Origin of the sequence: Paucibacter sp. M5-1 (assembly GCF_027498415.2) — a bacterium.
Taxonomy (GTDB): domain Bacteria; phylum Pseudomonadota; class Gammaproteobacteria; order Burkholderiales; family Burkholderiaceae_C; genus Roseateles_E.
The window spans coordinates 147,030-170,437 of the sequence record NZ_JAPZLM020000001.1 but is presented as its reverse complement, the minus strand read 5'-3'; the positions used below and the strand labels follow the sequence as shown (position 1 = coordinate 170,437).

Below are 23,408 nucleotides of genomic sequence, written 5' to 3'. Positions count from 1 at the left end.
GCTGCCGCAAATTGATATGCGCGGCGCCCGCCACATTCATCAAGCCCTCAACCTAGAACGATGGAGACTGCCATGAACCACTTCCAGCATCGCCTCGCCGATCCGAACGAAGCGGCCGTGCGACTGGTGCCCGCGCACAACAGTCGCGAAGGCCTGTGCGGCACGCTCAGCAAAGCCTTCCGGCCCGGACTGCTCAGCGCGGCCGCGGCCCTGGAATTGGCTCAGCTGGGCCAGTTCCAGAAGATTCCAGCCAAGACCTTGTTCATCCGGGCCGACGAACCGGCCAGCGCCTTGTGGCTGCTGGTCAATGGCACGGTCGGCGTCGGTTGCCACGACGAACAGCAGCAATGGCGGCAGACACGCACCATTCATGCCGGCCATTGGATAGATGCCGAGAGCGCCTGGCTAGGCGGCAACTATCTTGAAAGCGCTCGCGCCGAGACTGCTGTATCCGCCTACTGGCTGCCGGTGCGCGAGGTCGAGCAGGCCTTCGTGACGCGGCCGGAGATCGCTCGCAGCCTGCTGGCGGCGGTGGCCGAGCGGGTGCGCCGCGTCTCCGGCGATGCCCATGACCTGTTGGCCAAGAGTGTGCTGGCACGCTGCGCCGGCTGGCTGATCGACGAACTGCAGACCAGCGACCAGTCATCGGCGGTGGTGATGAACCAGCACAAGCGTGCCATCGCCTCGCAGCTGGGCACCTCACCCGAGACCTTCTCGCGCATGCTGCGCCAGCTCTGCGATATGAAGGTCATCGACATGGACCGCTACCGCATTCATGTCCGCGATGCACAGGCCTTGCAACGCCTGTCCAACGGCGCGCTGGCCCATGGCGCCAAGACCTGAGCTCGGCAAGCCTGGCGAGCGCTGGCAAGCCGCCCGCTTGCTCAGCGCACCGCATCGCCTTGGCTTCGCAGCCGCCGCGCTGCTGCTGGCTGGCAGCGCCTTGTGGTGGGCGCTGGCAATGCTGGCCCGGCTGCAGGGTCATGTCTTGCCCTGGAACTTGACGCCGGCCACGGCCCACGGCCTGCTGATGAGCCTGGGCTTCATGCCGCTGTTCTTTGCCGGTTTCCTGTTCACCGCCGGGCCGCGCTGGCTGGCCTGCACGCCGCTGCCGGCCGCTGCCCTGCTGTCGCCGGTGCTGGCTCAGCTGTGCGGCTGGCTGCTGTTCCTGCTGGCCATTCACGCCGGTCCCGATCCCGTACTGGGTCGGGTGCTGGGCAGCTTCGGCTTGGTGGCTGTCGCCTGGGGCTGGAGCGGCTTGCTGTGGCGTTTTTCGGGTCTGCTGCGCGCCAGCGGCGAAACCGATCGTCTGCACGCACAGATCGTCTGCGGCGCCGGCATCCTCGGCGCTCTGCTGCTGTGGGCCGCCGCGCTGGCCTTGGCGAGCGGCGAAGCGGGCCGGCTGCCGGCACTGAGTCGCGCCTCGCTCTGGGGCTTCAGCGGCCTGACCTTCATCACCGTGCTGCACCGCACGCTGCCCTTCTTCGGCAGCGCCGCCCTGCCGAAAGCCAAGGCCTGGCCGCTGCGCGGCTGGCTGCTGCTGTTCGGCTTGCAAAGCGGCTGGGCCCTGCTGGCGCCGCGCTCGAACGGCCTGCTGTGGCTGCATGCCGGCATCGAGGCCGCAGCCGGCCTGGCCGTGCTGGCGCTGGCGCTGCAGTGGGCGCGCCACCAGAGTCTGCGGCCGCGCCTGCTGACCATGCTGCATCTGGGGCTGGTCTGGCTGGGCCTGGCCCTGCTGCTGGACGGCCTGTCCGAGGGTCTCAGCGCTGGCGGCATGCAGTCGCTGGGCCTGGCGCCCTTGCATGCCTACACGATGGGCTTCCTCGGCTCGATCCTGCTGGCCATGGTCGGTCGCGTCAGCAGCGGCCACAGCGGCCGCAGTGTGGTTGCGGACGACACGCTGTGGCGCCTGTTCTGGCTGCTGCAACTGGCCGTGCTGCTGCGGATTGCCGCTGCGCTGGTCGCCGCCGCCCGGGCAGCACCGCTGCTGAGTGCCGCCGCCCTGCTGTGGGGCGCCGTCTGCCTGGGCTGGACCTTGCGTTACGGCCGCTGGTGGGGCCTGCCGCGCGCCGACGGACGCCCGGACTGAATCCCTCTCCTACTGAAGCAAGGAACCCCGCTGCGATGAGCGCGACCACCATCCCCGAACTTGTCTGCCCCGCCGGCTCGCTGCGGGCGCTGAAGCTGGCCATTGATGCCGGCGCCGACGCCGTCTACCTCGGCCTGCGCAACGCCACCAATGCGCGCAACTTCGCAGGACTGAACTTCGACGACCAGCAGTTGCGCGAGGGCGTGGCCTATGCGCATCAGCGCGGCCGCCAGGTGCTGATGGCGCTGAACACCTATGCGCGCGCCGACGATGTCGCGACCTGGTACCGCGCCGTCGATGCCGCGGTCGAGCTGGGCGCCGACGCGCTGATCGTCGGCGATATCGCGGTGATGGCCTATGCCTGCAAGACCCATCCGCAGCTGCGCCTGCATCTGTCGGTGCAGGCCTCGGCCAGCAGCCACGAGGCGATCGACTTCTACCGCCGCCACTACGGCATCCAGCGCGCGGTGCTGCCGCGCGTGCTGACCCTGTCCCAGGTCGGCCAGGTGCTGCGCCACACCGCGGTGGACATCGAGGTGTTCGGCTTCGGCAGCCTGTGCGTGATGGTCGAGGGACGCTGCGCGCTGTCCTCGTATGTGACCGGCCAGTCGCCCAACAATGCCGGCGTCTGCTCGCCGCCTTCCCATGTGCGCTGGCAGGACGCGGCCGACGGCGTCGAGGCGCGGCTGGGCGGGCTGCTGATCGACCGCTACGGCCCGGATGAGCCGCGCGGCTACCCGACGCTGTGCAAGGGCCGCTTCGAGGTCAAGGGCCAGCGCGACTACGCGATCGAGGAGCCGACCAGCCTGAACACGCTGGCCCTGCTGCCCGAGCTGATGCGCCTTGGCGTGCGGGCCGTCAAGATCGAGGGCCGCCAGCGCAGCCCGGCCTATGTCGAGCAGGTCACGCGGGTCTGGCGCCAGGCCATCGACGCGGCCGCCGCGGCGCCGGAACGCTACCGCGTCGAGCCGGCCTGGACCGCCGCGCTGGGCCATCTGGCCGAGGGCCAACAACATACGCTGGGAGCCTACGACCGACCATGGCGATGACGATGACAAACCCTGACCCCCTCCTCACCCAGGACCGGATGGCGCTGAGCATCGGCCCGGTGCTGTACTACTGGCCGCGCGAGGCCTTGCTGCATTTCTATGCCGAGGTGGCCGAGTCGGTGGCCGACAGCGTCGTGCTCGGCGAGGTGGTCTGCGAGCGCCGCCACGAGATCAAGCTGGCCGACTGGCTGGCGTTGGCGCAGGACCTGCGCAGCGCCGGCAAGGAGGTGGTGCTGGCGACCCAGGCGCTGATTGCCTCCGAGGCCGATCTGCGCCTGCTGCGCCGCATCGCCGAGCAAGGCGATTTCCTGGTCGAGGCTGGCGACGCCTCGGCACTGAACATGCTCGACGGCCTTGGTGCCCGCTTCGTGCTGGGCCCGCACATCAATGTCTACAGCCGCGCGGCGCTGGACGAGTATCGGCGCCTGGGCGCCGTGCGCTGGGTCGCGCCGGTCGAGCTGGCGCTGGACGCGATCCAGGCCGTCAATAGCGGGCAGCCGGACCTGCCCTGCGAGGTGTTCGCCTACGGCCGCATGCCGCTGGCCTTCTCGGCGCGCTGCTTCACAGCCCGCCATCACCGGCTCAGCAAGGACCAGTGCGAGTTCCGCTGCCGCGACGACGGCGACGGCCTGCTGCTGTCGACCAGTGACGGCGCGCCCTTTCTGGTGCTGAACGGCATACAGACCCAGTCGGCGGCGCAGCAATGCCTGCTCGGCGAGCGTGAGATCCTGCGGGCGGCCGGCGTGTCACGGCTGCGGCTCTCGCCGAGCTCGCAGCGCTTCGCTGAGGTGATCGCGGCCTTCGAGGCCGTGATGAATGGCGGCGAGCCGGCCGGCCCGGCGCTGCAAGGCCTGCAGGCTGGGGCGCTGCCCGGTGGCCTGGCCAACGGGTTCGCCCGTGGCCGGCCCGGCATGGACTGGAGCGTCAAACCATGATCAGCCTGCTGCTGTCCCCCGAGATGACGGGCCGCTTGAAGCCGGTGCTGAGCCGCTTGCCGATGCAACCACCGACCCAGGCGCTGGCGCTGGCGCTGAACCGCTGGCTATTGCCGCGGCTGCCCGCCGATGCACGCGCGACCTTGTCGCGCCGGGCCGTACGCATCGATGTCATCGACCTCGGCCTGTCGCTGCCTTTGCTGCTCGACGAGCGCGGCTTCCGACCCGCACCGCCAGGCGCCGCAGTGGCGCTGCGCATTGCCGCCGCCGCCCCGAGCTACTGGCGGCTGCTGCGCGGCAGCGACGACGCCGACCGTCTGTTCTTCGAGCGCGCGCTGGTGATGGAGGGTGACACCGAACTGGGCCTGGTGCTGAAGAACACGCTGGACGCGATCGGGCCGCTGTGGGCGTGAACCAGCCGGCCTGTTGCGCCAGATCAAACCGGCGCGGGTGACAGCTTGTTTTTAAAGGTGCACAATTTGCACACCTTATAGAAACGAGCCACCACGGAGCCCTGATGAGCCACCCCACACTGATCGACGTTCGCCACATCATCCCGCGCGAACGCCACCCGCTGATCTTCTCGACCTTCGCCCAGCTGCCGGCCGGCCAGGCGATGGAGCTGGTCAACGACCATGACCCGAAGCCGCTGTACTACCAGTTCCAGGCCGAGCTGCCCAACGGTTTCCGCTGGGACTATCTGGAGAGCGGCCCCGAGGTCTGGCGCGTCGCGATCACCAAGAACGCACCGACGCACAGCCCCTGCTGCGGCAGCTGCGGCGGCCAGGCCTGAGCCCACGGCTCCCCTCTTCTATCCGCAGGAACTTGCGATGAACACCAACCACAGGCTCTGGCGCTGGCTGGGCCTAATCTTCGTGCTGTCGTTCGGGGCGCTCGGCTACCTCGGCTGGCAGATCTATCTGACGGCGCCGCCGATTCCGAAAAGCGTCGTCAGCACCGAGGGCGATGTGCTGTTCACCGGCGCGCAGATCCAGCGCGGCCAGCAAGCCTGGCTGGCGGCCGGTGGCCAGCAGCTGGGCACCGTCTGGGGCCATGGCAGCTATGTGGCGCCCGACTGGTCGGCCGACTGGCTGCACCGCGAAGCCCTGGCCCTGCGGGCGATCCGCAGCCAGCAGCTCCGCGCCGTCGCGACCCTGAGCGTGGCCGACCAGGGGGCGATCCAGGCGACGCTGCAGCAGGAGATGCGCCACAACAGCTATGACGCGGAGAGCGGCAAGCTCACCGTCTCGGTCGAGCGGGCCCAGGCCATCCGCGAGGTGGCGGCCCACTACGAGGCCTTGTTCGGCAGCGACGCCTCACTCGACACCTTGCGCGAGCAGTATGCGATGACGGCCGGCGCCCTGCCCGAGGCCAGCGATCGCCAGGCGCTGACCGCCTTCTTCTTCTGGGCTTCCTGGGCCGCCGTGACGGACCGGCCCGGCGAGACCGGGCTTTCCTACACCAGCAACTGGCCGCACGAGCCGCTGGTCGGCAACACCTTGTCGAGCTCGGCCGCGATCTGGTCCATGGTCAGCATCGTGCTGCTGCTGGCCGGCATCGCCGCGATGCTGTGGCTGCACGGCAGCAACAAGCATGAGCCCGAGGCCGAGCCGCCCAGCGCCGATCCGCTGCTGGGTGCGGTGGCAACACCCTCGATGAAGGCTACCCGCAAGTATTTCTTCGCGGTCGTCGGCCTGATGCTGCTGCAGATCGCGATGGGCGTCATCACCGCGCATTACGCGGTCGAGGGCCAGAGCTTCTTCGGCCTGCCCTTGGCCGAGCTGCTGCCCTATGTGGTCAGCCGCACCGTCCACACCCAGGTCGGCATCTTCTGGATCGCCACCGCCTGGCTGGCCACCGGCCTCTACATCGCGCCGCTGCTGTCGGGCCGCGAGCCGAAGTGGCAGAAGCTCGGCGTCGACCTGCTGTTCTGGGCGCTGATCTTCGTCGTCGTCGGCTCCACCGTCACCGGCTGGCTGGGCACCCTGCAGCACCGCGGCGTCGACTTCAGCTTCTGGCTCGGCAATCAGGGCCTGGAGTTCACCAGCATGGGCCGCGTCTGGCAGCTGCTGCTGTTCGCCGGCCTGCTGTTCTGGGTCCTGCTGCTGGGCCGCGCGCTGTGGCCGGCGCTGACCAAGCCGTCCGAGACCCGCGGCCTGATCGCGATGGTCTTCCTGTCGGCCACCTGCATCGGCGGCTTCTATGCCTCGTCGCTGACCTGGGGCCAGCACACCCATTACTCGATGGTCGAGTACTGGCGCTGGTGGCTGGTGCATCTGTGGGTGGAGGGATTCTTCGAGGTCTTCGCCACCGCCGTGGTCGCGCTGATCTTCACTAAGCTGGGCCTGGTGCGCTCGGCCAGCGCCAACCGCGCCATCATTGCCGAGACCATCGTGTTCCTGTTCGGCGGCATCCTCGGCACCCTGCACCATCTCTACTTCACCGGCACACCGACCTCGGTGATCGCCGTCGGCGCGGTGTTCTCGGCGCTGGAAGTCGTGCCGCTGACCCTGATCGGGCTGGAGGCGCTGCAGACCTGGCGCCGCTCGAAGTCCATGCCCTGGCTGGCCGCCTACAAGTGGCCGATCCTGTGCTTCGTCGCGGTCGGTTTCTGGAACACCGTCGGCGCCGGCGTGCTGGGCTTCGCGATCAACCCGCCCGCCTCGCTGTACTACGTGCAGGGGCTGAACATGACGGCGGCCCACGGCCATGCGGCGCTGTTCGGCGTCTACGGCATGCTGGGCATCGGCCTGATGCTGTTCTGCCTGCGCGGCCTGTATGCGCGCCATCTGCATGCCGACCACCTGCTCAAGCCCGCCTTCTGGGGCCTGAACCTCGGGCTGGCGATGATGGTCTTCCTGTCGCTGCTGCCGGCCGGCATCTACCAGGCCTGGGCCAGCGTCAGCCGCGGCCTGTGGTACGCCCGCTCGCCGGAGATCATCCACTCGCCGGTGATGGAGGCCCTGGTCTGGCTGCGTGTGCCCGGTGACATGCTGTTCGCGGCCGGCGCGCTTATGCTGGCGGCCTATGCCATGCGCTTGCTGCGCCGGCCGCCCCCCGAGCCGGTGCGCCGCGCGGCACCGAGCCTGAACTGACCCTCCGCCATGAAACTCACCAGCTTCACCGACTACGCGCTGCGCGTGCTGATCTACCTGGCCGCCCGGCCGGGCCGGCGCGCCACCATTGCCGAGATCGCCGCCAGCTTCGCGATCTCGGAGAACCACCTGACCAAGGTCGTGCATTTTCTCGGCAAGACCGGCTGGCTGGCCAATGTGCGCGGCAAGGGCGGCGGGCTGGAGCTGGGGCTGGCGCCCGAGCTGATCGGCGTCGGCGCCGTCGTGCGCCTGACCGAGGGCGCGGCCTTGCCCGCCGAGTGTTTCAGCGCCGAGGGCGGGCATTGCGCCATCACGCCGATCTGCAAGCTGCGCGACGTGATGGGCGAGGCGGTCGATGCCTTCTACAAGGTGCTGGACCGCTACACCCTGGCCGACCTGGTGCACAACCGCCAGGCCCTGGCGCGGATGCTGTTCATCGAGCCCGCTGCGCGCACCGCGCGTCCGTCGTCATGAACACGCCCTTCCCCTACAGCGGCCCGGAGGATCTGCGCCAGCCCCTCGTCGACGCGCTGAGCCGCGTGGTCGACCCGGAGGTGGCGATGAGCATCGTCGATGTGGGCCTGATCTACGGCGTCGAGGTCGGCGCCGACAAGGTCCATGTGCGTCTGACGATGACCTCGGCGGCCTGCCCGGTGGCCGACGTCATCATCGACGAGGTCGAGGCCGAGCTGGACCGGGTGGTGCCGGCCGCGCTGGCGATCGAGGTCGAACTGGTCTGGGAGCCGCCATGGAGCACCGATCGCATGAGCGAACGGGCCAAGCGCTTCATGCGCTGGTGAGACCGCGCCGCGCGCTCCATCCTGCGGCATCCGCCCGGCTGGCGCGGCCGCTGCTGCTGGCTCTGGTGGCGTTGTCGCTGCTGGGCGGCGTGGCCGGGGGCCTGCTGCGCGCCGGCCTGCCGCTGAGCGATGCCCTCTGGCTGAGCCACGCCGGCCTCGAGCACGCGGCGCTGATGAGCGGCGGTTTCCTGGGGACCGTGATCGCGATCGAGCGGGCGGTGGCGCTGCGCCACCGCGCCGCCTTCATCGGGCCGTTCATGTCCGGCCTGGCCGGCCTGTGCTGGCTGCTGGGCTACGGCGCCGCCGCTGCGGGGCTGGCTGCGCTGGCGGCGCTGGCCTTCGTCGCGGTCAACCTCGTCGTCGTGCGGCGCCAACCGGCCGCGCACACCGCGCTGCTGCTGCTCGGCGCGCTGGCCTGGCTGGCCGGCAATGCCTTGTTTGCGGCCGGCATCGCGGCCGACGCCGTGCTGCGCTGCTGGTTCGCCTTCCTGGTGCTGACCATCGCGGCCGAGCGCCTGGAGATGACGCGGCTGATGCGCCGCCGGCCCGGCGCCGAGGCCTCGCTGTATCTGGTGCTCGCCGCCCTGCTGCTGGGCGCGGCGCTGTCAGCGCTGCTCTATGGCGCCGCCCTCGCGATGCTGGCCCTGTGGCTGCTGTTGTTCGACATCGCCCGCCGCACGGTCTTCGCCCAGGGCCTGAGCCGCTATATGGCGGTCTGCCTGCTCGGCGGCTATGTCTGGCTGGCGCTGGCCGGCCTGGCCTGGGCCGCCACGGCGCTGGGCTTTCACACAGCCCGCGACACCGCCCTGCATGCGCTGGGGCTGGGTTTCATCGTCAGCATGATGATGGGCCATGCGCCGGTGATCCTGCCGGCCGTGGCCCGCATCAAGCTGCAGTTCGGACCGGCCTTCTACCTGCCGCTGGCGCTTCTGCATCTGTCCCTGCTGCTGCGGCTGGGCGGTGGCTTCGTGAACGACTCGCTGCGTGCCTGGGGAGCCGGCCTGAATGCCGGCGCCCTCGCACTGTTTGCCCTGACCCTGATCGGCGCCGCGTTCGCGTGGCGCCGCCGCCATGGCGCCACCGGCGCCAGAAAGTTGCCATGATGGCTGCGTCATTCATCAAGATCGAGGAACCCCCACGCCCGGCGGCTGCACCGGCCTTCGCGCTCTGGCAGCTCGGCTTCCGCCCCTTCTACCTGCTGGCCAGCGGCTTCGCCGCGCTGTCGATCGCGCTGTGGGCGCTGCAGTTCGCGGGTCTGCTGGGATCGCAGGCCTATCTGCAGGGGCCGCTATGGCATGCGCACGAGATGCTGTTCGGTTTCACCCTGGCCGTGCTGGTGGGCTTTCTGTTCACCGCCGGCCGCAACTGGAGCAATCGCCCGACACCCACCGGTGCCGCGCTGGCCGCACTGGCGGGGCTGTGGCTGGCCGGCCGCGTGCTGGTGCTGACGCCCTGGGGCTGGGCGGCAGCCCTGGTCAATATCGCCTTCCCGCTGCTGGCCACGATCGCGCTGGCCCTGCCCTTCATCGCCGCCCGCAACCACCGCAACTACTTCTTCATCGGCCTGCTGGCGCTGCTGACTCTGGCCCAGGCCGGCGTGCACCTGAGCCAGCTGGGCCTGCTGCAGCTGCCCGGCTGGGTCGGCATCCAGCTGGGGCTCGATGTCGTACTCTTCATCATGGCGGTGATGGCCGGCCGCGTGATCCCGATGTTCACCAACAACGGCGTGCCCGGCGCCAATGCGACGCGCCGGCCCTGGCTGGAACAGGCCGCGCTGGGCGGCACGCTGGCGCTGCTGGCCGGCGATGGGCTGGGGCTGGGCGGCCTGCCGCTGGCCCTGCTGGCCGGCGTCTGCTCGGCCGCCCATCTGGCGCGCTGGCTGCTGTGGCAGCCGCTGAAGACGCTGCGCACGCCGCTGGTCTGGGTGCTGCATCTGGCCTATCTGTGGATCCCGCTGCACCTGCTGCTGCGCGGCCTGGCGGCGCTGGGCCTGCTGGCCCCGACGCTGGCGACCCACGCGCTGACCCTGGGCGCCATCGGCGGGCTGGTCATCGGCATGATGACGCGCACCGCTCTGGGCCACACCGGCCGGCTGCTGCGGGCCAGCCGGGGCGATGTGGCGAGCTACGCGCTGGTCGCGGCCGCCGCTGTCGTGCGTGTCGGCTGGCCGCTGCTGGCGCCGGCGCAGACCGTCCACGCGGTGCTGCTGTCGGCCGCGCTGTGGTCGGCCGGCTTCGCGCTCTACGCGCTGCGCTACTGGCCGATCCTGACGCGCGCCCGCCTCGATGGCCGGCCGGGCTGAGAATCCGGCCATGGACTATCTAACGATCAAGACCCTGCACCAGGGCGCCGTGCTGCTCTCGGTCAGCGGCTTCTTCGCGCGCGGCCTCGGGTCCTTGCTGGGCGCTGCCTGGGTCGGCAGCCGGCCGGCCAGGACCTTGCCCCATCTGGTCGACTCGGTGCTGCTGCTGTCGGCGCTCGCGCTGGCCTGGATGCTGCGGCTATCGCCGCTCGAGGCGCCCTGGTTGCTGGCCAAGCTCCTCGGCCTGCTGCTCTATATCGCGCTGGGCATGCTGGCGCTGAAACCCGGCCGGCCACTGGCGCTGCGCGCGACCGCCTGGCTCGCAGCGCTGGCAACCGTCGGCTGGATCGCCTCGGTGGCGATCAGCAAGAACCCGCTGGGGTGGTGGATCTACCTGGGATAGGCGCGTCACGCAGCGCCTGCACCTGCTCGACCAGCACCGGATAGATCTGCTCCGCCTGTGCAGTGTCGAAATCGGCGTGGTAGCGCTTGGCGACGCCCGACGATGCCAGCAGCAGATGCCAGGTCGGCGCGACACTGCGCTCGGCCAGACACTGCTTGGCGCAGGCCAGCGCACAGCCATCAATGGCAATGATGGGCCTGCCCTCGGCAGCCGCATCGCGGGCACGGCGCACCAAGCTGCGCACATTGCCGCCGACACCGGAAATGCAGGACATCTCGGCTTCGCCCTCGCGGTCCAGGCGCAGAGCCAGATAGTTGGCCAGCTGGGCCGCACTGGAGCAGCCCGAGCAGGAATACACCAGGGGCAGTGGGCGCCTGGCGGGGACGGGTGTGCTGCTTGTCATCCAAACCTTCCGCAGTTTTTGATATTGGCGCAGCGAATCCGCGATGCTGTCTTGATCCAGAGCAAACCCTCTGGACGCGACAGGCGCGACGCTTGCGCCCATGACAAGCGACACACCTTTCGAGCTGCTCCTGCGCGGCGCCACCCTCCAGGCCGAGCCCCAGCGACTGCTCTTCGTCTTCACGACGGCCGAACTGCCCGAGGACCCCAGTCCTGAGCAGCGTGAGCGTTTTGCCAGCGGCCAGGGCGGCACGCTCTCACCACGGGTCTGCGTGGACAAGGCGCCTGCAGAGCTCGGCAGCTTCGAGGCCTTGCGTGCCGAGTCCGCCAAGGCCGGGCCACCCTGGCAGGTTGTCTTCATCGCCGCCCTGTCCGGCCAGGGCGGCAAGCCGGCGACCGAGGCCCGCATCGAGCAGGCGCTGCGCACCATGGTCGAGCGCATCCGCAGCGGCCAGCTTGAGGGGTTGCTGGCACTGGACATCGAAGGCCGCCCGCTGAGTTTCGGCTGACCCCGCCGTGGCGCCTGCGGCGCCAGTTCGAATCGGGAGTTTGCGTCAGCGCAAATCCACATTTAGTGTTTGAAGGATAGGCTGCGCACCATATCTAGTGTTCAGAACCATCCATGTCAAACATCCATGCCAGCCTTCCCGCCCAGGTTCTCAAGCGCGATGGGCGCCACGCGGCCTTCGACGCCCAGAAGATCGCGCTGGCACTGCAACGCGCCGGCATTGCCAGCGGCGAGTACGGCGCCGACGAACAGGCCTTGTTGTGCGCCAGCGTGCTGAAGGTGCTGGCGCACCGCTTCCACGGTCAGGCACCCGGCGTCGAGCAGATCCAGGACATCGTCGAGCAGACCTTGATCGCGTCCAATCATCTGAAGACCGCGCGCGCCTACATCGTCTACCGCGAGCAGCATGCGCGGCTGCGTGAGGATCGCAAGACCCTGGTGGATGTCGAGCGCTCGATCAACGAGTACCTGAACCGCGACGACTGGCGCGTCAACGCCAATGCCAACCAGGGCTATTCGCTGGGCGGCCTGATCCTCAATGTGTCCGGCAAGATGACGGCCAACTACTGGCTCTCGCATGTCTATGCACCCGAGATCGGCCAGGCCCATCGAGACGGCGACCTGCACATCCACGATCTCGACATGCTCAGCGGCTACTGCGCCGGCTGGTCGCTGCGCACGCTCTTGCACGAAGGCCTGAACGGCGTGCCGGGCAAGGTCGAGGCCGGCCCCCCCAAACACATGAGCTCGGCGGTCGGCCAGATCGTCAATTTCCTCGGCACCTTGCAGAACGAGTGGGCCGGTGCGCAGGCCTTCTCTTCCTTCGATACCTATATGGCGCCCTTTGTGCGTGCCGATCGCATGAGCTACGCCGAGGTGCGCCAGTGCATCCAGGAGCTGGTCTACAACCTCAACGTGCCCTCGCGCTGGGGCACGCAGACGCCCTTCACCAACCTGACCTTCGACTGGACCTGCCCAGCGGACCTGCGCGAGCAGGTGCCGGTGATTGCCGGCCGGGAGATGCCGTTTTCCTACGGCGATCTGCAGCTCGAGATGGACATGATCAACCGCGCTTACATCGACGTGATGACGGCCGGCGATGCCAAAGGCCGGGTCTTCACTTTCCCGATCCCGACCTACAACATCACACCCGATTTCCCCTGGGAATCCGAGAACGCCGCCGCACTGTTCGAGATGACGGCCAAGTACGGCCTGCCCTACTTCCAGAACTTCGTGAACTCGGAGCTGGAGCCGAATATGGTGCGCTCGATGTGCTGCCGGCTGCAGCTGGACCTGCGCGAGCTGCTCAAGCGCGGCAACGGTCTGTTCGGCAGCGCCGAACAGACCGGCAGCATCGGTGTGGTCACGATCAATTGCGCGCGCCTGGGCCATCTGCACTGCGGCGACGAGGCTGGCCTGCTGGCTGCGCTGGACCGACTTCTTGAGTTCGGCAGGCAGAGCCTGGAACTCAAGCGCGAGCTGATCCAGCGCCTGATGGACCAGGGCCTGTTTCCCTACAGCAAGCGCTATCTGGGCACCTTGCGCAACCATTTCTCGACCCTGGGCGTCAACGGCCTCAACGAGATGATCCGCAACTTCAGCGCCGACGCCTACGACATCACCGACGCGCGCGGCCATGCGCTGGCGCTGCGCCTGCTCGACCATGTGCGCGCCCGCATCGTCGAGTTCCAGGAAGAAACCGGCCACCTCTACAACCTGGAGGCGACGCCGGCCGAGGGCACGACCTACCGCTTCGCCCGCGAGGACCGCAAACGCTGGCCAGAGATCCTGCAGGCCGGCAGCGCAGACCGTCCCTACTACACCAACTCCTCGCAGCTGCCGGTCGGCTTCACCGACGACCCCTTCGAGGCGCTGGAACGCCAGGAGGCGCTGCAGGCCAAGTACACCGGCGGCACCGTGCTGCATCTCTATATGGGTGAGCGCGTCTCGAGTGGCGCTGCGTGCCGCGAACTGGTGCGGCGCGCGCTGAGCCGCTTCCGCCTGCCTTACATCACGGTCACGCCGACCTTCTCGATCTGCCCGAGCCATGGTTATCTGGCCGGAGAACACCCTTTCTGCCCCGCTTGCGATGAAGAGCGGCTCGAACAGAAGCGCCGCCGGGCCGCCGCCAACGATTCCATCCCCTGTTCAACCACCAAGGAGACTCTGCAATGATCCACCCTACCCCGATGACCGAAACAGCCATCGCGCTGCGCGACGATGAGCGTCAACCCTGCGAAGTCTGGACGCGCGTAATGGGCTACCACCGGCCAGTCTCGAGTTTCAACACCGGCAAGCAGGGCGAGCATGAGGAGCGCCGCTTCTTCGCCGAGCCCGGCCCGCGCAGGGCCGCGTGACCATCCACCTGAGCCAAGCCGCCGCCACGTTGCGGGTTGGCGGCCTGACGCCACTGACCACGATCGACTTTCCGGGTCGCCTCGCGGCAGTGGTGTTTTTGCAGGGCTGCCCCTGGCGCTGCAGCTATTGCCATAACCCGGGTCTGCTGCTTGCCGACGCGCCGACGGCGCAATCATGGGACGCCGTGTTGGCCTTTCTGAAGCGCCGCCGCGGCCTGCTCGACAGCGTGGTGTTCTCTGGCGGCGAACCAGCACTGCAGGCCGCCCTGCCTGCGGCCATCGCCGAGGTTCGTGCGCTCGGCTTCGCGGTCGGCCTGCACACCGCCGGCGCCTACCCCGGGCGGCTGGCCGCCGTGCTTCCGCTGATCGACTGGCTGGGCCTGGACATCAAGGCGCCACTGGACAAGATCGATGCGATCAGCGGCGTGCCAGGCAGCAGCGCCAAGGTCCAAGCGGCGCTACAGCTGGTCCTTAGCAGCGGCGTGGCCTATGAGTGCCGCACCACTTGGCACCCGAGTTTGTACCCTCTGCACGAGCTGCTGCAATTGGCCCGCAAGCTGGCAGCGCTAGGCGTTCGCCATTGGGCAGTGCAGCGCGCGAGCATCAATGGAGTGCCCGCCACGTCGCTGACATCCGAGGAGATCTGCGACATCACCACATTGTTCGAGAGCTTCTGTCAGCGCTAGACCGGCTCCTGGTTTGACGGGACGCTGCAAGGCCTCAATCGTCAGCTATTGCTGTCGATCAAAGTCAACCGCAATGTGGCGATTCAGCGTGTCCAGTGTGCTCAATCGTGTCATTCCTTACGGATAATAAAGGTCCCTATTACGCCGAAGCCGCAGACCAGCCACCGCCAGTTTTCACGCACGGGACCAGGCGTTTCCTTCATCCTTGCCAGGGTCTGTACGTGCTGGAGCTTTACTACCGCGAACGGTTGAGTTTTTTCTCACGCCAAGTCAACGACCGCCACACCGCAGCCGGCCGCACGCAGCAGAGCCTTGCGCATGTGCTCGCCGCCCGATCCTCTGGCCAGGCCGCGCCGGATCTGTGCGCCTTGGTCTACCGCTCAGTGCGCCGCGACGACGCCCTGGATGCCCCGCCCGAAGATCAGCACACGCTATCGCCACAGCGTCTGCAGCCCGAGGTGATTGCCCGTAGTGATCGCAAGGTGCAATACGAGTGCGTGGCGCAGGTGATGGCCGCCGTGCAGCGCTCGGGCATACCGAAGCTCGGCTTGGTGGCCGAGCCGGGGAACTGAAGATGCGCAGCAACAGCACCCGCATCCCGATCACACTGGACACGCTGGATCTGCATCGGCCCATGCGAGTGGTCAGCTTGAGCACGCCGGCAGGCGCACCGGAGTGGCTCGCGCGACTGGAAGAGATAGGCTTCTGGCCCGGCGAGTGGGTGAGCGTGTTGGCGCGGGGGTTACCCGGAAACGACCCGCTGGTGGTGCGCGTGGGTGATTCCACTTTCGCGCTGCGGCGGGAGGAGGCGGCCTGCGTGACGGTTGAAACCGCCAACCCACCCGCCGAAGAAGGCAGAAGCCATGCATGAATCCGTCATTCACCTTCACCCGCCGGGTCGGCTGCTGGCGCTGGTGGGCAACCCCAACTGCGGCAAGACAGCCCTGTTCAACCGCCTCACGGGAAGCCATCAGAAGGTAGCAAACTACGCCGGCGTCACCGTGGAGCGCAAGGAGGGCCGCCTGACCAGCGCCGCTGGGCGAGCACTGCGACTCCTGGACTTGCCGGGCGTTTACAGCCTCAATCCGCGCTCGCCCGATGAGACCGTCACGGTGGAGGTGTTGCGCGGTCAGGCTGTCGGCGAAAAACGGCCCGACCTGGTGATTTGCGTGGTCGATGCCACCAACCTGCGGCGCAACTTGCGTTTGGTACTGGCCGTCAAACGCATGAGCCTGCCCTGCGTGGTGGCGCTCAACATGGCCGATCTGGCTGAGCAGCAGGGGCTGCGTATTGACACCAACGCGCTGGCGCGCGAACTGGGCGTGCCGGTGGTTCGGACGGTGGCAGTACATGGAGAAGGGGCGGAAGGCTTGCGAGCCCTGCTGGATCAGCCCTCGGCGTGGCAGACGGTGTCGCTCGATGCTCAGCCTGCAAGCAGCGAGCCCCTGGAACACGATGCTAGGGGCGATCACGAGGCAGTGCGAGGCACATTGCAACGGCTCGGTCTTGCCAGCGCGGTGCCCAACACCACCAGTGACCGGATGGATCGGGTCGTCCTCCACCCGGTGATAGGGCCGATCATCCTGGCCACCCTGCTCTTCTTCGTATTCCAGGCGGTGTTTTCTTGGGCCGAGGTACCGATGGGCTGGATCGAATCCGCAACGGCCTGGGCGGGTGAGCGAGTGTCGAACGCGCTGCCAGAAACCTGGCTCCGCAGCCTGCTGGTAGGCGGGGTGATTTCGGGCGCTGGCGGCGTGGTGGTGTTCCTGCCGCAAATCGTTATCTTGTTCTTCTTCATCCTGGTGCTGGAAGAATCAGGCTACCTGCCACGTGCAGCTTTCTTGCTCGACCGGCTGATGGGCAGTGTGGGGCTGTCTGGCCGCTCGTTCATTCCCCTACTCTCGAGCTTTGCCTGTGCTATCCCGGGCATCATGGCTGCTCGCACCATCGCCAACCCCCGGGATAGATTGGTGACGATTCTGATCGCGCCACTGATGACCTGCTCGGCGCGGCTGCCGGTGTATGCGTTGCTGATTGGCGCCTTTGTGCCGCGTCGCCAGGTGCTGGGTAGCCTAGAACTTCAGGGGTTGGTGCTGTTTGCGCTCTACCTTGCCGGCATCATGGTCGCTCTGGCAGTGGCCTGGGTGCTCAAGCGCCTGACGGCGGGTGGCCAGACGCGTACCCTCATGATGGAGTTGCCGCGCTACCACTGGCCCACTGCGCGCAATGTGCTCATTGGCTTGTGGCAACGGGTGAAGATCTTCCTGCGTCGCGTCGGCGGGATCATTCTGGTGCTCTCGGTCCTGCTGTGGTTGCTTGCAAGTTTTCCGGCGCCACCGGCGGGGGCCGCCGGCAATGCCATTGAATACAGCTTTGCCGGCACGCTGGGGCGGGCACTGGCGGTGGTGTTCGAGCCTATCGGTTTCAATTGGCAGATCAGCATCTCGCTGGTGCCAGGGCTTGCAGCGCGCGAGGTAGCTGTCAGCGCCCTGGGCACCGTCTATGCACTGTCCGCAGTCAGCGATGACACGGCCGTCGCGCTCACGCCGCTGATCGCGCAAGGTTGGAGCCTGGCCACCGCCTTCTCCCTGCTGGCCTGGTATGTGTTTGCACCGATGTGCCTGGCCACACTGGTCACCATCCGGCGAGAGGCGGGCAAACGCTGGGCCTGGATTGCAGCCGGCTATCTGTTTGTGCTGGCGTACGCGGCCTCATTCGTGACCTATCGGGTCACTTCGTGGGCGACGGGTTGACGGCAGCTTCAGGATGAAGGTCGAGTCACCCGCCAGCGCTGAGCCCACTCCCCTTTGCCCTGAGGCCCCTATGTTGTCATGCTATTGTGTCCGCAGCGCTCGGGCTACGACTGACGCACTCTCGGCAACTCACAAACGCGCAGCTATCGGCATGAGCCGAAAGCTCGCAAGCGCCTCCAAGGCTGGCCCACTCGCCGGAGCTCGACCGACAACCGCAGACGACGGGTGGCCCAGGGGCGCCTGTTGGGTGGTGCTGGTAAATCGAGGATGAGCGATCAACGACAACAAACACGCGCCAGGATCGGGCCAGGGCGAGTGCTGTCTTCTGCGAAAAATCAGCGTGCGTTGCAGCCAGCGCTGCACCCAAACGATCGGGGGTACTCGATGCCGAATGCTCAGGCGGTCCTGCTTCTGCGCAGCGGCACCACATCAGCGCCAGCACGGATCCTATCCAGATAGTTTGCCCACGACTGCATCAACTTCCTGCGTTGACTGAGGAACTGAGTGCGATTGTTGGCACGTACCAATGGGTCGAAGACGGCATGCGCGAGCTGAGCTTCAATGATCTCCGGGGACAAGTTGAGACGCTCCGCGATCATGGTCCGCGCCGTGACCCTGACGCCATGCAATGCGCTGCTCTGCCGGGGGTCCGCTGGTCCAGCGAGCGGTTGGTTTCACCGGCTTACTCGCTCCCAATCACACTCCATCGCGCGCCAGATGTGTAGCTCGCATACAGCCGTGGGTTTCATGCAGCCCTTCATATAGCCACGAACCGCACTTGCCAGCTTCACATCCGCAGAATCCTCCGACGACTCCAGCACTTGGATGATGGCCTGCCATGCATTGCTGCGTGCTTTGGCAGGCGCCGCCTTTGCCTCCATCTTCGGCCTACGCTCCGCCACGAGCAGGCGTCCCTCACTGCGAGCACGAATGCGCCACAGCGGCTCGTAGCCCCTAATGGCTCCTCGTGACGCGCGCGAGCTGGCGCCAGCCTCGACACCCCATCCCTTCAACCGCTCGGCAAAGAGCTCACGCCAGCGCCGCAAGTCCGCCTTCCTCGGATTCAGTCGATGCCCATGCTTGGACTCCATCCGCACGCTGAGGTGCACGTGGGGGTTGGCCTGGTGATCGTGCAGCACCATCACGTATCGGTGGTCCTTGAACTCGATCTGTGCAAACTCCCGGGCCGCCCGCAGCACGGCCAGCGGATCTGTACCCTGCGGCATCGACAGCATGACATTGAGCGCCTCCCGCCGCGGGCCCTCCTCCGGAATCCTCGACCCGCCATAGCGCCAAGCGTCCGTCAGTTCGCGCACCGCTTCACGCCCGGAGGCCTTCATTCCCAGCTCGTCTTCGATCTCCAGCCGCCCCGCCTTGCTGATGTAGCGAAAGTGCGCGGCAATCGCTTTCATGCCGCGCCCGCCCCCTGTCACCTTGACCATGACCTGCGGTACGCGCCGCAGCACCACCGCCCCGATGTGACGGCGAATCTCGTCGGCGCGTTGATGGACGGACTGCACCGAGAGCTTGGGGGTCAAGCTCCTCACCACACGGTTTGGTGGATAGAAGAGCCTGTCACCCCATTGCACTAGCAGGCCGTCGATCCACTGCGGCTGCTCATTCATGACGTTCTCCGCTCGCTCGGGCGCGTCCAGCTGAGCCCGCCCGAGATCCTGGCCTGCCCAACCCGGCCTCAGCCAAGGCCACCGAGGCCAGCTTCAGGTGCCGGAGGATGGGCGCTTCGATCCGCAGCAACAAGTCCCGGTATGCGCGCGCTGCCTCACCTTCCCCGTGCCTCAGCAAAGCAGCCAGTTGCAGGAGTCCCCGGCGTACGGTCACCAGCTCATCTGTCGAAGCATGCAGCTCGTTCAGCAACGCAGGCCGCCCTCCTCCTCCGGTTAACGACGGCACCTCACTCACAAGCCCCACGAGGTAGGCGCCTGGTGACAATCGGGCCTGCCGAGCAGCCAGGCGGATGAGTTGGGCGTCTGCGGCGCTCAGGCGCAGCGACAAACGAACCGGTCCACGGCTCACGGGATTGATGTGCACAGCGGGAACGAGGTCGCGCCTCTGCTCTTTACCCAACAGCTCAGCCAGCACGCGCCGCAGGAGGTTTGAGCGCGACACGCCCTCAAGTCGCGCACGCGCCAGCAGCGCTGCTCGCATCCCTTTCAGGTCGACGCAGAAGAGCTCTCGATTCGACTTGTCCATGGCCACCTCCATCGCGGATGGGTGCAATACATCGGGGCGCCTTCGCCCCTATCGCTGCACTAACCCATGACCAAGTATTGGTCCGAAATCGCGCTTTTGAGGCGCTGATTCTTAGCAAAATTCAGCACCTCAAATCGTCGATTTGTAGACGAACATTAGGGCATCGACCCCGACCGCATCAGCCCACGAGACCGATGCAAAGGGACTGCAAAGCAACTGCAAAAAGGTGAAAACCATGCAGACAGACGTTCCTTTTCCGTCAGCTCGATCCATCGCCTCAATGAGCCTACTGAAGAAGGGCGAGACACCATGGTTCGACTGACACCCACCGGCCCGCCGGGTCGAGCCAGCCGCAAGGCACTCGTGTACCACGGCGAGATCGTGCGATTGCGCGCGCTGGGCTACACGCTGTCAGCGATTCGCCAGTTACTCGCCGATGCCGGCATCGAGGTGAGTCTCGCGACGATTTCGCGAGAGCTGCGGCATGTCGGCGTGAGCGGTGCTGCCATGGCTGGCCCGTACGCAGGCGACCATCCCGAGGCTGTCGCAGTGTCTTCGACATGGCCTTCGCCAGCCCCATCACCGACCACGCGGCCCGCAATCACGCCCGCGCCGCGAGAGCCCGCCTCCGGCAGGGAACTCGCCGACGCGTTCATGAAGACCGTCATCACCAATCCGCTGTTTCGTTCAAGGAGTCATCGATGAAAATCGCCGTCATCAATTTCTCGGGCAATGTCGGAAAGTCCACCATCGCCCGCCATCTGCTCTTGCCTCGCATCCCCGACGCCGAGCTGCTGTCGGTGGAAAGCCTGAACGCCGACGAGAACACCGGGCGGGCCGTGCGCGGCCGCGAGTTCGGGGCGCTGCAGGAGTACTTGCAAACGATCGACCACGCAGTGATCGACATCGGCGCCAGCAATGTCGAGGACCTGCTGGCGCTGATGCGCCGCTATCAGGGCAGCCATGAGGATGTCGACGCCTTCGTCATCCCCACCGTGCCCGCACTGAAGCAGCAGAAGGACACCATCGCCACGCTGGTGGACTTGTCACGGCTCGGCGTGCCGCCTGAGCGGCTGAAGCTAGTGTTCAACATGAACGACGGCATCGAGAGCATCGAGGCCTCGTTCTTCGTGCTGCTGGCCTTCCTTGCGGAGCACCCCATCGCGCATGCCAGCCTGGACTGCAGGCTGTCCTTCAATGAGGTGTACCGGCGTGCGATGGCGAGCGGACGCGACCTGCGCCAGTTGGCTTTCGACACCACCGACTACAAGGGGATGATCCAGCACGCGACGGGAGCTGCGGAGAAGTCCGAACTGGCGCAGCAACTGGCCACGCGCCGGCTGGCGATCGGCGTGCTTCCCGAGCTGGATGCCTGCTTTGCCGCGCTTGGCCTGGACGAGCTCGCGAACCCGGTCACTTCACCCGCGGTGCATTACTCGTGAACTCGGCCCAGACAGCGCGCGAGGCGCTTGTCCTCGAAGCGCTGGGTGACATCGCGGGGTTGCTCGACCGCGTTGACGCGCTGGCTGCACAGTTGAGCGCCACTGGCGACAAGGTGACGCAAGCCAGTGAACGGCTTCAATCCCAGGCAGCCTCGATGGAGCCGCGCATGGCCCAATTGGCCGAACATGCCCAGGGCGTGGCGGCCAAGCACATCGCTCGGAGCACCCGCGAGATCCTGCACTCCGCAGCCGAGTCCGAGCGTCACTCGATGGCGGCCTTCGCCCGCGCGCTGTTCCACTCCGAGCTGTACCCGACCTTGCGTACCCTCCAGCAAGCCGCAACAGCCTGCGCCGAGCGTCGAGGGTGGTCGCAGGTCGTTGGGTGGGCCTGCGCATCGTCGGCGCTCGCTTCGGCCATCCTATCCTCGGCCCTGACCTTGTACTTCATGGGCTGATGGGCGGTGCTTGCGGGTGCAGCGGCCGCGAGTGCGGCCACTGCATCCCGCGCCGCGCTCAGGCCTTCAGCCTGCGCATCTCCTCGGCCAGCACCCACAGCGCACGATTGAGCTGCACGCCCCGGTCGATGCCGCCCACGGCCCTTGTGTGCATGCGCCGGCCCTGGGTGCTGCGCCCCGGTTGTCCACCGCGCATCAGGTTTTCTTGGGCACGCTGGAAACTCATCCACAGGCTGTCGTCCTGGTCCTCCATGCGACGGGGCTGCATCAGTTGCTGCGCTGTGATCGGCGCCGCCGGCGTGGTGGCACCCGCCGCCTGCTCGCCGTAGCGCAGCGCCAGCGCGGCCGTCGCGAAGGCTTGCTGCTCCTCGGCGCGCAGCTTCACGGCCTTCATGTCATCAAGCGCAGCGTCCACCGCCTCGAAGTCCTCCAGCACGCGGAACGCGCCCTCGATCACCTCACCCTGGATATCCCCCTTATGGGGAATGCGGATGTCCTCGACCACATCGCCCACCACCAGGCCGTTACAGCAGACAAAACGGAACACCCCGGCCAGCAGCTGGTAGGAGCTGGCGCCATCATGGCTGTTAATCAGGATGATCTCATTGGCCTCGGACTTGCCCTGCTGCAGCTGCCCGGCATGGCGCATCCGGATCATGTGCTTGGTGAACTCGGCCTTGCCGGCAATGCGGCTCGCGCTCTGCACAACCATGAATGGCTCGAAGCCCTCCATGCGCAGGGCACGCAAAACCTCAATGGTCGGAATATAGGCATAGCGGTCCGAGCGGCTGCAGTGCTTGCCGGCCGCAAAGATCGATGGAGCGGCAGCGCGCATCTGGTCTTCAGCCAGCGGGACAGCGCTTTGCAGCATGCGGCTGCCACGGCCGAAGCGTACGGCCAGTATGGAAGAAGAGGGCATGATGATCTCCTGTCGGTAGAGATGATGAAGACCGAGGGTTCACCGCTTGGCCCGCGCACCGGAGCCGCTGGGGGCTGAGCGGCCCCGCCAGGCCGGCGGCTCGAGCGAAGACTCGCCCCAGCCTTCGTCTTCTGGCACCCTGCCGCGCTCCGACGCCTTCGCCCGGCTGTCCAGGAAGTCGATCTCCTCGGCCGTGAAGCTGAAGGCGTAGACCTCCGCGCCGCTCTTGTCCTGGTAGTTGCTATTGCGCAGCCGGCCGACGATGTTCACGTGCGAGCCCTTGCCCAGGTACTGGTTCGCGTTTTCCGCGAGCTTTCCCCAGAGGGTCCACTGCACGGCGGTGATCTCCTCCTCCCGCGCCTCGCCGCTGCCGCGTCGGACATTGCTGATCGCGGTCAACACGGCTTTGGCCAGCCGCTCCTCGCCGTTGACCAGGTACTCAAGCCGGACCGCGCCGGCCAGATGCGCATTGCGCTGTTCCACACGAACGGATGCCATGATGGGACTCCTTTGAGTAGACCTGCCGGCCCCATGATGGAAGCCTCCCAGCAGATCCTCTCGCTCGGACTCCTCGCTCCCGCCCACGGGCGGGCGGGGGGTGGGCATGGCCCCTTCCCTCACGGGAAGGGGTGGGGGATGGGTGGGGTGTCTTCATCGGCAGCCCGAGCGGCGCGCCGCTGTCCCGGCCCGCCGCTTGAAGATCCCCCCACAAGTCCCCCTCACCCACGGATGGGGGCGCCGTGGGGGGATCGCGGTGGGCCTGCTCGGCGCGGGGACTGCCCCATCACCGGTTCGCAGGCATCGCGGCCGCCGTGCCAGGTCCCCTGGCACCAGGCTGCGCCGAAGGACTGTCGCCTGGCTGAGCCCCGGCGTCTTTCGCGGGCGGCGTGCCATCAAGCGCAGCGGCTGGCGCGCCGTTCGAGCCGGGGCGATCACCTCAAGAGGCGGCCCGGCGTCGGGCGTGGCGGGTGCTAGGGGTGCCGATCTGGCAAGGCCAGTTCG

Annotated in this window: 27 protein-coding genes; 22 read left to right on the top strand and 5 right to left on the bottom strand. The window is 67.3% G+C overall.

Annotated features, from left to right (window positions below; translation table 11 throughout):
* Window positions 1-72: 72 nt before the first annotated feature.
* The 12 genes from O5M90_RS00845 (at window position 73) to O5M90_RS00790 (ending at window position 10,673) form a co-directional block, all read left to right on the top strand.
* Window positions 73-843, top strand: coding sequence for a Crp/Fnr family transcriptional regulator (locus O5M90_RS00845; protein WP_269841791.1), 771 nt, complete (start codon window positions 73-75; stop codon window positions 841-843).
* Complete coding sequence (locus O5M90_RS00840; RefSeq protein WP_269841792.1) at window positions 827-2,089, top strand: NnrS family protein; 1,263 nt, start codon at window positions 827-829, stop codon at window positions 2,087-2,089. The genes O5M90_RS00845 and O5M90_RS00840 overlap by 17 nt, the downstream gene beginning before the upstream one ends.
* Window positions 2,090-2,124: 35 nt before the next feature.
* Complete coding sequence (gene ubiU / locus O5M90_RS00835) at window positions 2,125-3,138, top strand: ubiquinone anaerobic biosynthesis protein UbiU (RefSeq protein ID WP_269841793.1); 1,014 nt, start codon at window positions 2,125-2,127, stop codon at window positions 3,136-3,138.
* Window positions 3,139-3,140: 2 nt separating this feature from the next.
* On the top strand, window positions 3,141-4,073 hold the full coding sequence (locus tag O5M90_RS00830; RefSeq protein ID WP_269841794.1) for a U32 family peptidase: 933 nt from the start codon (window positions 3,141-3,143) through the stop codon (window positions 4,071-4,073).
* A complete protein-coding gene (ubiT, locus tag O5M90_RS00825) occupies window positions 4,070-4,486 on the top strand; it encodes a ubiquinone anaerobic biosynthesis accessory factor UbiT (protein WP_262973485.1) in 417 nt (138 codons plus the stop codon). The genes O5M90_RS00830 and ubiT overlap by 4 nt, the downstream gene beginning before the upstream one ends.
* A 104-nt stretch (window positions 4,487-4,590) precedes the next feature.
* On the top strand, window positions 4,591-4,866 hold the full coding sequence (locus O5M90_RS00820; protein WP_262973486.1) for a DUF2249 domain-containing protein: 276 nt from the start codon (window positions 4,591-4,593) through the stop codon (window positions 4,864-4,866).
* Between the two features lie 37 nt (window positions 4,867-4,903).
* Window positions 4,904-7,168: a nitric-oxide reductase large subunit gene (locus O5M90_RS00815; protein WP_440401772.1), complete on the top strand. Its 2,265-nt coding sequence runs from the start codon at window positions 4,904-4,906 to the stop codon at window positions 7,166-7,168.
* 9 nt (window positions 7,169-7,177) lie between these two features.
* A complete protein-coding gene (locus tag O5M90_RS00810; protein ID WP_262973488.1) occupies window positions 7,178-7,642 on the top strand; it encodes an Rrf2 family transcriptional regulator in 465 nt (154 codons plus the stop codon).
* The gene (locus O5M90_RS00805; protein WP_262973489.1) at window positions 7,639-7,968 is read left to right on the top strand and encodes a metal-sulfur cluster assembly factor; all 330 of its coding nucleotides are present in this window, start codon (window positions 7,639-7,641) and stop codon (window positions 7,966-7,968) included. The genes O5M90_RS00810 and O5M90_RS00805 overlap by 4 nt, the downstream gene beginning before the upstream one ends.
* A complete protein-coding gene (locus tag O5M90_RS00800) occupies window positions 7,965-9,071 on the top strand; it encodes a hypothetical protein (protein WP_262973490.1) in 1,107 nt (368 codons plus the stop codon). Before O5M90_RS00805 ends, O5M90_RS00800 begins: the two co-directional genes overlap by 4 nt.
* On the top strand, window positions 9,071-10,270 hold the full coding sequence (locus tag O5M90_RS00795; protein WP_262973610.1) for an NnrS family protein: 1,200 nt from the start codon (window positions 9,071-9,073) through the stop codon (window positions 10,268-10,270). Before O5M90_RS00800 ends, O5M90_RS00795 begins: the two co-directional genes overlap by 1 nt.
* Window positions 10,271-10,280: 10 nt before the next feature.
* Window positions 10,281-10,673, top strand: a complete 393-nt coding sequence (locus O5M90_RS00790; protein ID WP_262973491.1) for a SirB2 family protein — start codon at window positions 10,281-10,283, stop codon at window positions 10,671-10,673.
* Here O5M90_RS00790 and O5M90_RS00785 read toward each other — a convergent pair.
* The gene (locus O5M90_RS00785; RefSeq protein WP_262973492.1) at window positions 10,633-11,076 is read right to left on the bottom strand and encodes a putative zinc-binding protein; all 444 of its coding nucleotides are present in this window, start codon (window positions 11,074-11,076) and stop codon (window positions 10,633-10,635) included. The two genes, O5M90_RS00790 and O5M90_RS00785, sit on opposite strands and share 41 nt — an antisense overlap.
* A 100-nt stretch (window positions 11,077-11,176) precedes the next feature.
* Between O5M90_RS00785 and O5M90_RS00780 the strand changes: the two genes are divergently transcribed.
* The 7 genes from O5M90_RS00780 to feoB all read left to right on the top strand — a co-directional run bounded on the left by O5M90_RS00780 (window position 11,177) and on the right by feoB (window position 17,379).
* Window positions 11,177-11,584, top strand: a complete 408-nt coding sequence (locus O5M90_RS00780; protein WP_262973493.1) for a ribonucleotide reductase subunit alpha — start codon at window positions 11,177-11,179, stop codon at window positions 11,582-11,584.
* 113 nt (window positions 11,585-11,697) lie between these two features.
* Entirely contained in the window at window positions 11,698-13,758 is a 2,061-nt protein-coding gene (locus tag O5M90_RS00775; RefSeq protein ID WP_269841797.1) for a ribonucleoside triphosphate reductase, read from the top strand.
* On the top strand, window positions 13,755-13,940 hold the full coding sequence (gene nrdD / locus O5M90_RS00770; RefSeq protein ID WP_262973494.1) for an anaerobic ribonucleoside-triphosphate reductase: 186 nt from the start codon (window positions 13,755-13,757) through the stop codon (window positions 13,938-13,940). Before O5M90_RS00775 ends, nrdD begins: the two co-directional genes overlap by 4 nt.
* A gap of 2 nt (window positions 13,941-13,942) precedes the next feature.
* Complete coding sequence (locus O5M90_RS00765) at window positions 13,943-14,626, top strand: anaerobic ribonucleoside-triphosphate reductase activating protein (protein WP_440402503.1); 684 nt, start codon at window positions 13,943-13,945, stop codon at window positions 14,624-14,626.
* 221 nt (window positions 14,627-14,847) lie between these two features.
* On the top strand, window positions 14,848-15,198 hold the full coding sequence (locus O5M90_RS00760) for an ExbD/TolR family protein (protein ID WP_269841798.1): 351 nt from the start codon (window positions 14,848-14,850) through the stop codon (window positions 15,196-15,198).
* A gap of 2 nt (window positions 15,199-15,200) precedes the next feature.
* Complete coding sequence (locus O5M90_RS00755) at window positions 15,201-15,497, top strand: FeoA family protein (protein WP_262973497.1); 297 nt, start codon at window positions 15,201-15,203, stop codon at window positions 15,495-15,497.
* A complete protein-coding gene (feoB, locus tag O5M90_RS00750; protein WP_262973498.1) occupies window positions 15,490-17,379 on the top strand; it encodes a ferrous iron transporter B in 1,890 nt (629 codons plus the stop codon). The genes O5M90_RS00755 and feoB overlap by 8 nt, the downstream gene beginning before the upstream one ends.
* A 674-nt stretch (window positions 17,380-18,053) precedes the next feature.
* Here feoB and O5M90_RS00745 read toward each other — a convergent pair.
* Window positions 18,054-19,004 (bottom strand): relaxase/mobilization nuclease domain-containing protein, encoded by a 951-nt coding sequence (locus O5M90_RS00745; protein ID WP_262973500.1) that lies wholly within the window; start codon window positions 19,002-19,004, stop codon window positions 18,054-18,056.
* On the bottom strand, window positions 18,997-19,590 hold the full coding sequence (locus tag O5M90_RS00740) for a hypothetical protein (RefSeq protein WP_262973501.1): 594 nt from the start codon (window positions 19,588-19,590) through the stop codon (window positions 18,997-18,999). Before O5M90_RS00740 ends, O5M90_RS00745 begins: the two co-directional genes overlap by 8 nt.
* 309 nt (window positions 19,591-19,899) lie before the next feature.
* On the opposite strand from O5M90_RS00740, the gene O5M90_RS00735 reads away from it, so the two are divergent.
* The 3 genes from O5M90_RS00735 to O5M90_RS00725 are packed head-to-tail and all read left to right on the top strand — an operon-like array spanning window position 19,900 to window position 21,487.
* Window positions 19,900-20,295 carry a hypothetical protein gene (locus O5M90_RS00735; protein ID WP_262973502.1) on the top strand — a complete coding sequence of 132 codons (396 nt, stop codon included), beginning with the start codon at window positions 19,900-19,902 and terminating at the stop codon, window positions 20,293-20,295.
* Window positions 20,292-21,032, top strand: a complete 741-nt coding sequence (gene stbB / locus O5M90_RS00730; RefSeq protein ID WP_269838518.1) for a StbB family protein — start codon at window positions 20,292-20,294, stop codon at window positions 21,030-21,032. The genes O5M90_RS00735 and stbB overlap by 4 nt, the downstream gene beginning before the upstream one ends.
* Window positions 21,029-21,487, top strand: a complete 459-nt coding sequence (locus tag O5M90_RS00725; RefSeq protein WP_269838517.1) for a hypothetical protein — start codon at window positions 21,029-21,031, stop codon at window positions 21,485-21,487. The genes stbB and O5M90_RS00725 overlap by 4 nt, the downstream gene beginning before the upstream one ends.
* 58 nt (window positions 21,488-21,545) lie before the next feature.
* Here the strand turns inward: O5M90_RS00725 and O5M90_RS00720 are convergent, their stop codons facing one another.
* Window positions 21,546-22,406, bottom strand: a complete 861-nt coding sequence (locus O5M90_RS00720; RefSeq protein WP_269838516.1) for a DUF932 domain-containing protein — start codon at window positions 22,404-22,406, stop codon at window positions 21,546-21,548.
* A gap of 39 nt (window positions 22,407-22,445) precedes the next feature.
* A complete protein-coding gene (locus tag O5M90_RS00715; RefSeq protein ID WP_269838515.1) occupies window positions 22,446-22,904 on the bottom strand; it encodes a single-stranded DNA-binding protein in 459 nt (152 codons plus the stop codon).
* Window positions 22,905-23,408: the final 504 nt, after the last annotated feature.